This is a genomic window from Endozoicomonas sp. ALD040, from assembly GCF_049275945.1.
GTDB lineage: Bacteria > Pseudomonadota > Gammaproteobacteria > Pseudomonadales > Endozoicomonadaceae > Endozoicomonas_A.
This window is the reverse complement of sequence record NZ_CP184829.1, coordinates 2835931-2850058: the sequence shown is the minus strand read 5'-3', so window position 1 is coordinate 2850058 and position 14128 is coordinate 2835931. Positions and strand designations below refer to the sequence as shown.

The 14128-nt window shown below is 47.0% G+C and carries 12 protein-coding genes; 5 read left to right on the top strand and 7 right to left on the bottom strand.

The annotated features are described in order from the left end of the window. Nucleotides 1-497: 497 nt before the first annotated feature. Entirely contained in the window at nucleotides 498-1250 is a 753-nt protein-coding gene (locus ACOJUN_RS10175) for a hypothetical protein (RefSeq protein WP_422136517.1), read from the bottom strand. Nucleotides 1251-1595: 345 nt separating this feature from the next. Between ACOJUN_RS10175 and ACOJUN_RS10170 the strand changes: the two genes are divergently transcribed. The 4 genes from ACOJUN_RS10170 (at nucleotide 1596) to ACOJUN_RS10155 (ending at nucleotide 5047) form a co-directional block, all read left to right on the top strand. Next, complete coding sequence (locus ACOJUN_RS10170; protein WP_422136516.1) at nucleotides 1596-1829, top strand: TA system antitoxin ParD family protein; 234 nt, start codon at nucleotides 1596-1598, stop codon at nucleotides 1827-1829. Between the two features lie 153 nt (nucleotides 1830-1982). Further along, the gene (locus ACOJUN_RS10165) at nucleotides 1983-2378 is read left to right on the top strand and encodes an IS607 family transposase (protein WP_422136515.1); all 396 of its coding nucleotides are present in this window, start codon (nucleotides 1983-1985) and stop codon (nucleotides 2376-2378) included. A gap of 106 nt (nucleotides 2379-2484) precedes the next feature. After that, entirely contained in the window at nucleotides 2485-3423 is a 939-nt protein-coding gene (locus tag ACOJUN_RS10160) for a zinc ribbon domain-containing protein (RefSeq protein ID WP_422136514.1), read from the top strand. Between the two features lie 43 nt (nucleotides 3424-3466). Continuing rightward, entirely contained in the window at nucleotides 3467-5047 is a 1581-nt protein-coding gene (locus ACOJUN_RS10155) for an IS1634 family transposase (protein WP_422136513.1), read from the top strand. A gap of 123 nt (nucleotides 5048-5170) precedes the next feature. Here the strand turns inward: ACOJUN_RS10155 and ltrA are convergent, their stop codons facing one another. After that, complete coding sequence (ltrA, locus tag ACOJUN_RS10150) at nucleotides 5171-6478, bottom strand: group II intron reverse transcriptase/maturase (RefSeq protein WP_422132384.1); 1308 nt, start codon at nucleotides 6476-6478, stop codon at nucleotides 5171-5173. A 661-nt stretch (nucleotides 6479-7139) separates the two neighbouring features. Here ltrA and ACOJUN_RS10145 point away from each other — a divergent pair. Continuing rightward, nucleotides 7140-7331 (top strand): hypothetical protein, encoded by a 192-nt coding sequence (locus tag ACOJUN_RS10145; RefSeq protein WP_422137150.1) that lies wholly within the window; start codon nucleotides 7140-7142, stop codon nucleotides 7329-7331. 83 nt (nucleotides 7332-7414) lie between these two features. Here ACOJUN_RS10145 and ACOJUN_RS10140 read toward each other — a convergent pair whose 3' ends face one another. From ACOJUN_RS10140 to ACOJUN_RS10120, 5 genes are all read right to left on the bottom strand, one after another. Continuing rightward, complete coding sequence (locus ACOJUN_RS10140; RefSeq protein ID WP_422136512.1) at nucleotides 7415-10102, bottom strand: hypothetical protein; 2688 nt, start codon at nucleotides 10100-10102, stop codon at nucleotides 7415-7417. A 215-nt stretch (nucleotides 10103-10317) separates the two neighbouring features. Further along, nucleotides 10318-10782: a coiled-coil domain-containing protein gene (locus ACOJUN_RS10135; protein ID WP_422136511.1), complete on the bottom strand. Its 465-nt coding sequence runs from the start codon at nucleotides 10780-10782 to the stop codon at nucleotides 10318-10320. Between the two features lie 310 nt (nucleotides 10783-11092). Beyond that, nucleotides 11093-13054 (bottom strand): BCCT family transporter, encoded by a 1962-nt coding sequence (locus ACOJUN_RS10130; protein ID WP_422136510.1) that lies wholly within the window; start codon nucleotides 13052-13054, stop codon nucleotides 11093-11095. A 411-nt stretch (nucleotides 13055-13465) separates the two neighbouring features. Then, nucleotides 13466-13909, bottom strand: coding sequence for an RING finger domain-containing protein (locus ACOJUN_RS10125; protein ID WP_422136509.1), 444 nt, complete (start codon nucleotides 13907-13909; stop codon nucleotides 13466-13468). Nucleotides 13910-13962: 53 nt separating this feature from the next. Further along, nucleotides 13963-14091: a hypothetical protein gene (locus ACOJUN_RS10120; protein ID WP_422136508.1), complete on the bottom strand. Its 129-nt coding sequence runs from the start codon at nucleotides 14089-14091 to the stop codon at nucleotides 13963-13965. Between the last annotated feature and the right edge of the window lie 37 nt (nucleotides 14092-14128).

Genomic DNA, 14128 nt, shown 5'->3' with positions numbered 1-14128 from the left:
ATGTGACGGGCTCTCCCCGCCTCGGAGTACTATCAGCTGGTCTGACTTCCTGAACGTCATCAAGTCGTTCTTGCTTTACAGGCTCGTCGGACCCTACAGGCTCCGCCTGAACGTTCAGGATCTCCCTTGTTCACGTAAAATCATTCGATAACATGCCGTGGGTACGAACCCCGGAAGCAGTCGGGATGCCTTGTCATTAGCGGAGCTCCCGACTTCCGCTTTCCCCATTGAGAAAGAAGGTCAGCTACTTCAACCACGTTCAATTTCGGGGCTAATTATCCCTTAGCAGACGTTACGGCCTGTTATCACCCTGTCTACGCTTCGCAGTAGTCGTTACCTTCTACCACGCAAGACTCGGTACACGGCTGCCGACCACAGCTTTACCGCGATGACCATTTCAGGTCACAAGATTTTACGCGCTTGCAAGGCGCAATCCTCACAAAACCGAATTTTCATCCTCAATTTTCTGCCGTCCTCGCTACGGGCGCTATTCTCGGTCAGCCTCCTAGAAGTCTGTCCCTGACCTTTATTTGAGGGTCTAATGCTGTCAACTGTTCATTAATTAGATTGTGCACCTCTGACAGAGAAGGCGTATCAGGAAGACTTTGAAAGAGGTTCTTTGCCTTCTCAAATCCGATGGATAAAGGAATCCTCAAAAGTGTCCAATAAGCCTCGTGAAGTGGTCCTTTATGTTCTTCTTCAGCAGCCAACATAATCCGAAGTTTTTCAGCCCCGTTTAGAGTTTTTGTTTTGTTCAGCTTTAATACCGTTTTCTCAACATCAAGTTTCAGGCACTCAAGGAAAACGGCACATTGCACTTCATTGGTTGGTGACTTTTCTATTGCCTCAAGTTGAAATTGACTCACCAGATTCCTGGCGGCCATCTGTATAGCTACAGCTCTTGAATCAAAGGGTTGTGTCTCAAGATTAACCTGCCGTTCAGATAGCGGTTTACTCCCGGTAGCAATGAAGAATCCCTCTGACATTAATTGCTCATTTTTCATAGGTAAAACTTCAGTTTCTGGCATTCTTTTACGAAATTTACCGGGCAGTAAAGGGTCGTCTGTTGTATTTGCCGTTCTTTTTCGAGCAGTTTTTTCTGTCTGTGCGGTGGTGCCATCCTGTCGCTTTACCTGCCTGCCGAGGAACTGGGTGGAGTCATCTTCTGCTTCTGTTGAAAAGCCATTGGGTTGCACCACCTTCAATTCATGCAGCTGTTGAGTCAAACCTTTTAACTGATAAAAATCCATTTTACCTACCTCCATTGTGGGCGTATGTTGGAACCATTACAGGACAGCCAAATACCATATGTTCTGGAAAATCAGCGTTCAGATCTTTAATACAAAGAAAAACCCTGAAGCTGATTTTCTCATTCCTGTCTTTGCAGTACCGACCTGACTGAATAAAGACGAATCTCTATAACATTTGACTGTTAATCCAATAATTAGTTCCATCCATTGCTCTGTTAAGTGTTGGAAGACTACCCGGTTAAAACTGTGGGTCTGTTGCCAGTCTCGGGGATTTTTTGTAGCTATTTGCTACTTTTATTGTACTCTGCTACATATCACGAATGATCATCAGTTGGAGAATTTGTCATGCCTTCTGCACCATTGAGACTTAATGATGAATTAGTCCGAAAGGCTACTATCGTAGATTCGGCTCTGAGTAGAACCCCACCCAAGCAAATAGAGCACTGGGCTAAGATTGGAAAAATATTAGAGGAAAACCCCGATTTAACCTATTCCTTTGTTGAAAGGATACTTATTGCAAAGGCGGAAATGGACTCAGGGGAAGTGGTTGATTATGAATTTCTGGAAGATGAGAAATGAAGGTAGTAGCAACAATAACCTTCATGAAAACAAAGAAAAAACTTCACAAGAACCAGATTATTGATTTAGATCGGGCAGTCAAATAAAATTGCAACAATCGCAAAATTAATTACGCCAGACACAAGATAAATCGTCAAAAGGTGAATTTATCTTGTGGGGTTCAACTACAAAGCTAGCCAAAAGCGTATCTTACTCAAAGAGCACCCTGATGCAGAATTTATCAGCGACATTGCCAGTGCTTTCAACTTTAAGCGAAAAGGACTGCAAACCATTCTGGAATCAGCGGTGTGCGGAAATCCAACCCATATTGTGGTTGCCACGAAAGATCGCCTTGCCCGATCAGGGTTTGGACTCATCAAATGGCTTGTTGAATTATCGGGAGGATACATCGAGGTTTTGGATGACCCGGATAACGCCTGTGAGCCATTCGACACCCAAGAGCTTATCGGTTTCATTACCTCATTCTGCAATAGCCACTACGGGAAGCGATCTGCTAAAAGACGCAAAGATAGTAGCGTCAAAAAAGATCAGGTTTTACCCAGAGAATAAGCAAGCCTATCACGATGCCCTGATACTCTATCGCAGGTCGTACAACCTTGCTGTTGAGCGTTTCCGCAATGATGACTATAAAGATGCCAGCGGAAAATTCATCAACATGCGACCTGCCATTAAAGCTCAAGTGAAGCAAGAGCAAAAAGAAAGTGGCAGGGCTTATAACTCGCTTGTTTCTGATAATGGAACACTGGCGGCAGCGACCACATTCAAAGCGGTTTGCGAGCACAACAAGAAGCTCAAGGGAGCTAAAGAGGGCTTTGCAGAAATCAGTTTCAAAAGCCGCAAAGGTAGCAGGCACTCATTCTCTATTGACCGTTTGCCAAAGGGGTTAAATCCCTGCGTACAGGCTCTTGGCAAGATTCACCTGACAGAAGATGTGCCAGCAGAAGCGATTGGCAAGTCTTGTGTCATAACCTACGACAAAGGTCGCTGGTTCATTCAGGTTCAACAACATATTGAACTAAATCCCGAAATCCAAGGGAAGGTTAGATGCGTTGGAGTTGACCCCGGAGTTCGCACCTTTGCCACTTGCTACAGCGAAAAAGAGGCGTTGATAGCGGGTGATAAGGTTGCAAAAACAAAGCTGTTCCCACTGATGAAGCAAGTGGACAGCTTGATCAGTCAAAAGCAAAAAATCCTGAACACTCAGAAGGGCGTTAAGTTCCCCGACATGCCCCAGTGGGCAAGAGATCGGATTATTCATTTCAAGAGGGAAATTGACCGGCTGAAATGCAAAAAGGATGACATTGTTCTTGATCTGCATAACCGGCTGGCGTTCGAGCTGGTGTCGAACTACGACGTTGTATTTTTGCCAACCTTTGAGACAAGAGGTATGGTCACACGCAAAGATAAGAAGGTTCGCACCATTCGCCGTAACACCTGCCGCCAGATGCTTGACCTCAATCACTACCAATTCAAAATTCGGCTTAAGTGGTGCGCAAAAAAGTATGGAAAGCATGTAGTTGATTGCAACGAAGCCTATACATCCAAGACTCAATCATGGAACTGCCTTTCACCACACCGATTGATATTTGCCTAAAATCTGTTGTCAAAGAAATAAACAGACATTCAGGTACACCAACATGTCTCAAGCTCAATACCAGTCTAAGAACCTCAACCACCTTGGCTTGGTTGCCGCTATGTGTCGGGAGTTAAAGATAGCCGAATACATTGATGCCCGTATCACAAATGACTCCGATGTTCGTAATGTCACTATTGGACAAGCTGTAGTTGCAATGATCATCAATGGCTTGGGCTTTACGGGGCAAACTCTATACATGCTCCCTGAGTTTTTTGAGGATAAGCCGATTGACCGCCTTATCGGGGAAGGTATACAGGCTGAACACTTGAACGATAAGGTACTTGGTCGGGCTCTCGACAGTTTGTACGACGCTGGTGTTAGCGACTTGTATCTCAATCTGGCCGTCAAGGTCGTCAATCATCTGAAACTTCCTTGCAAGGCATTAAATCTGGATGGCACCAGCTTTCATGTGGATGGAGTCTATAACAGTCATGACAATCCAGACGACTTGAACTGTATTCATATCTGCCAAGGTTACAGCCGTGACCACCGGCCTGACCTGAACCAGGTAGTCTTACAGTTAATGACTGAAAACCAGGCGGGCATCCCTGTGTTTATGGCCCCTGCCAGCGGTAATGTAAACGACAAAACCTGTTTTCAGGAAATTATCAAAAATCATCTGTCATGTTTTAAGGCTGCTTTGAATAGCCGCTATCTGGTTGCTGATGCTGCCATGTATGTTGCAGAAACCCTTCAGTCGCTTGATGAGCAAAAGCAGCTGTTTATCTCCCGGGTACCCCTGAACATCAAGGAGGCAAAGGAGCTGGTCTGCAAAGCGCCAACCATGTCGCTGGAGCCTGTTGAAGGCTATGAAGATTATTACTCAGCTGAAGTGCCTTCCTGCTACGGAGGGGTTCAACAACGATGGTTCCTGTTTCTCAACAAAAAGCGCGGGCTTAGTGAACGGAAAACACTGACCCGAAAGATGCAAAAACAGTCATTGAAAGAGGCCCGTGATCTGGAGAAGCTGAGCAAAAAGGCCTTTTTGTGCCGGGACGATGCATTGAAGGCTTTTGCCTTGTGGCAGAAACAATCGAAACTTTGCCAAAGCGAAACAGAGCCTGAGGTTATCTGTAAACCCTGCTATTCGGGCAAAGGAAGACCATCGCCGGATAGCAAGCCTGATCACTTCGAGTACTTTGTGCAGGTTGAATGCTTTGTTTCCTGCGAGAAGAGGGAGCATGCAGAGGCCTCACTGGGTTGTTTTATCCTAAGCACCAATGAGCTGGATAAAAATAGTTTGAATGCCTCTGAGCTGCTGTCTATCTATAAGTCGCAACAAAAAGTTGAAGGCGGCTTTCGGTTCCTGAAGAGCCCGGACTTTCTGGTCTCTTCGCTCTATTTGAAGAAAGCGGAACGTATTGAAGCCCTGTTAATGGTGATGACTCTGTGCCTGATGGTCTATGCTGCTATCCAGCACAGAATCAGGCAGGAACTGAAAAAGCAAAGTCGTGTATTTCCAGACCAGAAAAAAAAGCCCTGCCAGAACCCAACAGCAAGATGGGTATTTTTCTGTTTTCAGGGGCTTAGGAGGCCGACCGAGAATAGACTGCCCTACTGCGGCGGCAGCAAATTGGTCTAAAAATCCGCTTTTGTTCGTCAAATAGCTCGCTATTCACCGGGTAGAAGGAGCTACCAATTGTAGCTCCAACCCCCTCAGATCCCGGCGTGCGGATTTCCCGCACCGGGCTCTTCGATATTTGACTCACAGCACAGCCATGGATTTCATTGCCATAAAAGGCAGCATTATCCTCGGTTTCTGTAGCGGCAGAAGCTGCTTGAGGTTATGGTACTTTTCCCATGGAATCTTGCCTTTCCGGCATCGGCTACACAGCATCTTGTACCAGTAGCGGTCAACAAACCGGTAAAGCTTCTCCATACTTCGGAAGTTTCCTCCCAGACCGTAATACGCATAATGCCCTCTCAACCGTCGATTGATCGCTGTCACTTGTTCGTGCAGCGGTTCATGGCGTATTCGTCTCAGCAGTTCCTTCAGTTTGGCTATGCTGCGTCTTAGGCGGGATTTTTCCGTTCTCCTTCCCACCATGAAGTTTCCTTTCAGATTCCTTGTGCAGTAGTGCGTAAAGCCAAGGAAGTAAACCGTTTCCGGTCGTCTTCCCCCACGACTGGCAAAACGTCCGAACCTGACTAACCGGGTTTTATCCCGCTCCAGTTTCAACGCAAACTTCTCCAGTCGCTGTGGCAGCACATTCATGAACCGCTCCGCATCACTGCGATACTGAAAACACACCACAAAGTCATCAATGTACCTGATCAGCCATGCCTCGCCTTTTAGCCGAGGCTTGACCATGCACTCGAACCAGAGGTCAAGTACATAATGCAGGTACAGGTTGCTCAGAACTACGCTGATCGGCCCACCCTGAGGCGTACCTTCTTCACACTCTTGCAACTCCCCGGCCTCCATCACCCCGGCTTTCAACCAGCGCCGTATAAGGTTCAGGATTCTGGGATCACCGACCCGGTGTTCCACAAAACGAAGCAGCCATCCATGGTCAAGACTCCCAAAGAAGTTCTTCAAGTCCGCTTCCAGCACCCAGCTGACCTTTCGGCCTGAAACCACCTCGTTAAAAGTGGACAGGGCATGGTGCGCTCCCAGTCGTGGCCTGCCACCCATGGAACAGGGCAAAAAGTCCTGCTCATAAATAGCATTCAGCACATCAGCAACACTTCGCTGCAAAGCCCGGTCATTGATGCAGGGAACACCCAGAGGGCGCTTTTCCTTTTTTCCCGGCTTGGGTATCCATGCCCTTTTGACCGGCGGTGCCTTGTAGCCTTGCCGATGGATAGACGTCAGTGTCTGTTCCAACCACCGCTTAAAGTCTTTCTTTGTCTCTTCGACAGTCAGCCCATCGACTCCGGGCGATGTGTTGTGTGGAATCTTGTTCAGATTCATACACAGGCTCGCCGGGGTAATATGATGTGCCAGACTTGTAAAGCGAAGTTTCGGATAACTCCGGGCTTTCGCTGCTACCCTCTCCAGTCCCGTTGCCATGGCTGGTTTACCTTCTCACTGCGTAAAAGACCGTAACTCCCTCAGATGTGGAGCCCATGTTTCCCTGGAAAGGCTCAAATACCGCCAGCCGCTTCCCCATGTGACGGGCTCTCCCCGCCTCGGAGTACTATCAGCTGGTCTGACTTCCTGAACGTCATCAAGTCGTTCTTGCTTTACAGGCTCGTCGGACCCTACAGGCTCCGCCTGAACGTTCAGGATCTCCCTTGTTCACGTAAAATCATTCGATAACATGCCGTGGGTACGAACCCCGGAAGCAGTCGGGATGCCTTGTCATTAGCGGAGCTCCCGACTTCCGCTTTCCCCATTGAGAAAGAAGGTCAGCTACTTCAACCACGTTCAATTTCGGGGCTAATTATCCCTTAGCAGACGTTACGGCCTGTTATCACCCTGTCTACGCTTCGCAGTAGTCGTTACCTTCTACCACGCAAGACTCGGTACACGGCTGCCGACCACAGCTTTACCGCGATGACCATTTCAGGTCACAAGATTTTACGCGCTTGCAAGGCGCAATCCTCACAAAACCGAATTTTCATCCTCAATTTTCTGCCGTCCTCGCTACGGGCGCTATTCTCGGTCGGCCTCCTAGTGTATTAACGGTCAATAATCAGGAGGAACATGTGGTTGGTTTGAAGGAAAGGCAGTGGACGATCATTCAAATTTTGGGCATTTTTTACGAGTCCATGTATTCCTGATAGGGGTGGTGAAAGGCGGATGGAACGATACCATTGACGAAAAATTAGGTTCTTTCAAGGTTATTAAGGGTGAGGGCTTCACCGTTGATCGTGACATCAACGGTGCCAGAAATGTCTTTCTTAAGTGTTTGACAAGGTAGCTTGAACCTTAGCCATAACAGCGAGTGTTGCGCTCGTTGCGGTTTTAATCAAGAGCTGAGGAGCCTGCAAGCATCCGTTATGACTACCTTACATCACGTTGTACGTCGGTAATCGTAAGTTTCTGTCTCTCCTTTAATAAAGGAAAAGCGTCAAAATAATCGAGAGGTGCTCTCCCTTCCAGAAGTTTTATCATACCTTTTGTACCTGTTTTAGCATCCAGGTAGTGGTAAAGGGGCAGGCCCATCTCGTCAGCAATGTCCCGTGCGGCATCAATGAACAATAAATTACGCTTATCGGGATAGCCTTTTTCAAGCAATAACACAGGGCAATCATCCTGATCCAGCACCATGCGAATCACACTTCTGCTGAGGATATTTCCTTTTTGGTTCTTTATGACAATCATGGCATTGCGTCCATCCATCACATAACTCATCAGTCCAATTTTAAAACTCAGGGCGTCAGGTGATAGACAGCTTTTAACTTCAAGCCCACTGATAAAAAGATCCCAGGGGTCCTCTGTCAGCTTCAGGGTTTCCCCCTGGGACAAGAGCTTGTTTCGGGTTTCCTCGCTGAAACCACTGAAGTTCGCTCCCCAACCTGCTTCCAATCGGGGATATTTCTTGTAAATGGCTTGCAGGTGTGGATTGTGCAGCGGTGACTGCCTGCTCTGAACAAAAGTGTTGTTAACACTGGTCTCTATAAACTGATGGGTAAGGTCTTCAACTTCTGCATTCCCCTGTTCTATCATTGATGCCATGTAAAAAGGCAGGAGATGGTGATGTCGTTGTTTCATTAGCCATTTTGAGAACTTTTTATTCACTCCCACCAAAGCGTCAGCCCCTTTTTCAGCGATCATCAATGGTAATCCTTCCTTCTGACAGCTCAAGCCCATTCTGTCCAGAAATGCAGTAAACCTGTATCCCATGTTGAATAACATATAAAGCCAGCCCAGTTTTTCATAAGTCAGACTTTGGGTAAGCTTTTTCAGGATCGGCATTACCATGGCCTTATTCATAACCTCGCTGGCCAACATCTGCTCAAGGGTAGACAGCCATTGGTGGAAAATCTTGCCATCTTTCATCCGTCGCCTGCTCTTGCTGGCGCTGGGAGCTTGCAAAGATTGACAGAGTTCCTCGATGTCATCTTCTGAGAGTCTATCGGGTACAAATGCCAGCCATTGCAGCGGCGCCATTCGCAAATGCGGTCCGCCACTGATTCCGGGGGCACCCAGTATTTTCTGTATTTTCGGGGTACTCTGAACCAGACGGGCCAGCCCAGCGATTAGATAAGGTATATTTTTTTTATTGCCATGTTCCATGATGGCCGTGACAAAATGAACCAATACTGAAGTATCCATTATTTCTTTGGATGATTTGCAGGCGGCAATAATCATTAAAAGTCGATGCACTTTCGCTTTGATATCAGACTTGCCTTCAGGTAGTGATATACCGGCACATTCTTTTTCCAGAACGTCAACTGCATCGAGCAATACCCGCGAATATTCCGGGGCTATCTTATCAATGTTTGCTCTGAGTACGGTTAGATACTTGTCCAGCGGTTTGCTTTCAAGTAAAGCGAACCCTTTGATATCACTGAGCTGTTTGAGATTTTTAAACTGTAAGGCGACAGGTGCCGGTGTTTTCAAACAATGGGCCAGGGTACTAATATAGTGGCAATAATCGATGGAGCCGGGTTGTTTCGACAAATAGGCCAGCTCTTTAGCAATATGCCAGATGTTATCTGGTATACGGTTATTTGGCTCGATGATGTAAAGAACGGATCTAATGTACGACGTTAACTCAGCAATATCAGCCTGCTGTGAAAAACCGGAACAGGATGCATAGAGATACAACAATCTTCTTGTATAGACCTTGAAATTTCTATAATCCTCAGCGTCTGATAAACGGCCGTTCCATCCAACTTTTGGGATAAATTTTTTTTCAATATTGTCAACTTCACACAACAGCTGTCTGGAAAGTTCGTTGTTTTCCGATTTAAGGGGTTGTCTGACCTCCAAAAGTCTGTCCCTGAGCATTTTATCAGGTCTTAATGCTGTCAACTGCTCATTAATGACATTGTCCACCTCTGGCAGAGAAGGCGTATCAGGTAGGCGCTGAAACAGGTTCTTTGCCTTCTCAAAACCGATGGATAACGGAATCCTCGCAAGTATCCAGTAGCCCTCAGGAAGTGGACATTTATTCTGTTGTTTCTGCTCTTCTTCAGCTGCCAACAAAATCAGGAGCTTTTGAGCCCCATTTAAAGATGTTGTTGTGTTTAGCCTTATCAGCGTATTATCAACATCAAGTTTCAGGCACTCAAGGAAAACGGCACATTGCACTTCATTGGTTGGTGACTTTTCTATTGCCTCAAGTTGAAATTGACTCACCAGATTCCTGGCGGCCATCTGTATAGCTTCAGCTCTTGAATCAAAGGGTTGTGTCTCAAGATTAACCTGCCGTTCAGATAGCGGTTTACTTCCAGCAGTAATGAATAATCCCTCTGACATTAACTGCTCATTTTTCATAGGTAAAAGTTCAGTTTCTGGCATTATTTTACGAAGTTTACCGGGCAGTAAAGGGTCGTCTGTTGCATTTGCCGGTCTTTTTTGAGCAGTTTTCTCAGTCTGTGCGGTGGTGCCATCCTGTCGCTTTACCTGCCTGCCGAGGAACTGGGTGGAGCCATCTTCTGCTTCTGTTGAAAAGCCATTGGGTTGCACCACCTTCAATTCATGCAGCTGTTGAGTCAAACCTTTTAACTGATAAAAATCCATTTTGCCTAACTCCATTGTGGGCGTATGTTGGAACCATTACAGGACAGCCAAATACCATAAGTTCTGGAAAATCAGCATTCCGATCTTTAATACAAAGAAAAACCCTGAAGCTGATTTTCTCATTCCTGTCCTTGCAGTACCAATCTGACTGAATAAAGACGAATCACATTAACATTTGACTGTTAATCCAATAATTAGTTCCATCCATTGCTCTGTTAAGTGTTGTCCATGATGTTTTTTACGCAGTCGAGTATTAGTTCCAGTTTTACGTCGTGTTCCTCCAGCTTGGTTACTATTTTTCTATGGTCACTGACGAGTATTTCCTGACTGCATTCCAGTTTGTCCATTCTGGAGTCCAGTTTTTTCTGCCCGTCTTCCAGCCTGTCTACTTTGGTTTCCAGCTTGTCTACTTTTGTTTCCAGCTTGTCCATTCTGGAGTCCAGTTTTTTCTGCCCGTCTTCCAGCCTGTCTACTTTGGCTTCCAGCTTGTCCATTCTGGAGTCCAGTTTTTTCTGCCCGTCTTTCAGTGCGGCAGTGTCGCTGCCGACGATTGACAGATTTTTTTCTATTCTGTCCAGTCGGCTCTCTGTAACGTGCCATTCTATTTGCGCTCCTGCTTTGGCGGTTTCATCGGATACACCGGCTTCCAGCAAAGCGGTATACAAAGGTTGGTGAAGCATTATTTTTACCGTAGGTTATTGTTTGGGTGGGCTGAGTATAGTCGGGTTTGACTATCGCGGCGGTACGATACAAGGTAAAACGATAATAACCGGTACAACAACCAAGAAGAGATGCAAAAGGCTAAGTGCTAGAGGGTGTCGCAGAACTCCAACAGCTCGTTCCCACGCTGGGACCCACAGGGCCTAAGAGCATGGGAACCAGAGTTTTGCGACAACCTCTAAAGCGAGGGGGTTTTACGCAAAATTCGATAAACCTTAAGCCCGAAAGCCTGCCAAACGACAACTTTCCAGCAGAGCGAGCGCCGTTGATTCAGCGAACCATATGCAGGAAGTGCATATGTTTCTCGTACTGATCAATAATATCGCCAATGACCTGTTCCCGGGTCCAGCCCATAATGTCGTAATCCTGACCACCCTCCCTCAGGAAGACTTCTGCCCGGTAATACTTGCTCTCTTCTTCGTCATCAATGACAAAACTGGGTTGAACATAGGAACGAGGGCTGACCCTGTAGAGAAAGTCCTGTTCCTCACCATGAAAAACATTGAGAGAGGCAATACTTTTGTTGCGATCAAAATCAATTCCGGTTTCCACTCCCTGCTCTTCCAGCTCTCTGGACAGGGACTTCATTGCCGGTAACACGACACTTCTCATGAAGACCCTGACACTTTTGCGCGCCGGGAAGTGGGTAATATTCTGCAATCGACTCTGCCATGGAATTGAAACATTGGCATGGCTCGGAGCCAGGGTGGTTTGGGTCAGACTTTCTTTCTTGGCAGCATCCAGTGCCAGCGCTTTTAACAACCCATAACCGGAAACCAGCAACACCACAGCGAATGGCAAAGCCGTTGCAATAGTGGCTGTCTGGAGCGCCTTGAGACCTCCGGCAAGCATCAGTACCAGGGCAACCAGACCAATCAGGGTAGACCAGAATACCCGCTGCCAGACCGGTGTTTTCCCTTCACCCTTAGAAGCCAGCATATCAATCACCATGGCACTGGAATCGGAAGAGGTTACAAAGAACACCACGACCATGATAATGGCGATTCCTGACAGGAACTCAGTGGCCGGGAAATACTCCAGAAACTTGAAGAGCGCCAGTGAAACATCGACCTGAACAATGTCAGCGAGATCTTCCGCACCATGATTCATAATCAGATCAATGGAAGTGTTTCCGAATACGGTCATCCAGATAAAGGTCAGACAGGCCGGTACAAACAGCACGCCACAGATAAACTCGCGAATGGTTCTGCCTCTGGAGATACGGGCAATAAACATGCCGACAAAAGGCGACCAGGACAACCACCATGCCCAGTAAAACAGAGTCCAGCCACCCATCCAGTCGGTCGGTTCATAGGCATAGAGATTAAATGTTTTGTCGACGATATCGGACAGATAACTGCCAATATTCTGCACCAGTATCTGCAACAGCAGGATAGTAGGCCCGAGAATAATGACCATGGCCATCAGCAACAGTGCCAGCAGCAGATTGATCTCGGATAAACGACGAATTCCCTTATCAAGCCCTGAAGCAACAGAGAGCGTGGCCAGAGCGGTAATCACTACGATCAAAACCACCTGAACATGAGTGCTTACATCAACATCAAACAGGTAATTCAGGCCCGAGTTGACCTGAAGCACGCCATAACCCAAAGCTGTAGCCACACCAAAGGTCGTACCCAGAATGGCAAAGATATCAATAATATGACCAATAACACCGTGAATACGATCACCCACAATCGGGAAAAGCGCTGAACGGAGGGTTAACGGCAGATTATGACGATAGCCAAAGAACGCCAGAATCAGAGCCACAATGGCGTAGATGGCCCAGGCATGAAACCCCCAGTGAAAAAAGGTAATTCTCATGGACTCCCGGGCGGACTCGATGGATGCAGGATCGCCCACAGGGGGAGTGAGAAAGTGCATAACGGGTTCCGCCACGCCAAAGAACATCAGGCCAATCCCCATACCGGCTGAAAACAGCATGGCAAACCAGGAGCCGAAGCTGAAGTCCGGCTCGGAATGGTCAGGGCCTAACTTAATATCGCCATAACGGGAGAGGCCGACAATAGCGACGCCGATAAGGATAATGGCGACTGCCGTCACATAAAACCAGCTGGCGTTGGTCATTATGGCCGTTTGCAAGAAGGTGGAATAAAGCTCGGCCTGCTTCGGAAACAGAGCCGTAGAGACTACTATCAGAAGAATGATACTGGCTGCACCGACAAAGACGGGCAAGTTAAGACTGTGACGTGATTCTGAAAGATCAGACATAAAGACGAGTGGCTCCCAAAGTCAGGTTGATTGACTGAAGCTCTTCAGGTGAAGTTGTTTAAGTGAAGGCGCTGAGACTACCTCAGTATTAAACAATTTCAGGCGAGAGGGCGGAAGATACTACAGGTCTGATATTCAGTGGTCAAATGATGTTGTTTTTTCTGATCTGTTTGTGGCAACCGGTCGAATCAAACATCTGAACAGGCCAAGAGATCACTGAGCTTGAATCCTGTTATTGGGACGATGTTCTTGTTTCTTTACAACAAATCATCAGGCCACAGACGTGCATTCTAATGAGAATCCCTCGCTGGCTTCTTTGAATCGGTTGTGACGAAACTGACCAACTCACTGGGCAGAACGCTTGCTCTGGCAGCAGGTAATGATGTTAAAGTGCCTGCAAAGGCAACTGAATCAGAGCATTATATTACTTAAATCTGAACTCGTTGGCTCCTGCCTGTCTGTCTCACCCCGCATAGCCATATAGCTCGATGCTATGGCTTCTCTAGCCTGCCGGTCCAATCTCTGCCTGTCTGTAGAGGAGTTTCCATTCTCACGGGTCGCAGCAGAAAGTCTCGATAACATGGCCAAGGCTTGGGCTCGGGATTGATCACTGGGTCTTAAGGCTCGCAATAGTTCTACTTCCCTGGACACTAAAGAGGTTCTGCAAGATGGACAGGTTGAATTTTTCGATAGCCACCGTTCCAGGCAGTCTCTGTGAAACATATGTTTGCATTGTTTGAGAACCATGACTTCCCTTCCGGCAAAAGTTTCGAGACAAACAGGGCAATTGTCGCTCGGCTTTTGATAAAGTGCTGACTGGCTGTCTGGGCTGCTGGGCGGTTTGATTCCGTTCATATCTCTTACTCTTCTCTCTGATTTTCAAATAACTTACGTTATTGGACCAATGTCTATCCATTGAGTTCCCTGTGCTTATGTTTGCGATACCGACGGTTCTCTTTGGCATCAATGGCCGAATTGACCAGCCCAAAACCACGGGCAAAGCCCCCGGCAAAGGCATCTGTGCTTTGGTAATTCATTTTGCTTCCCTTCTGTTATTTGCCTAAAGTGGTTGGG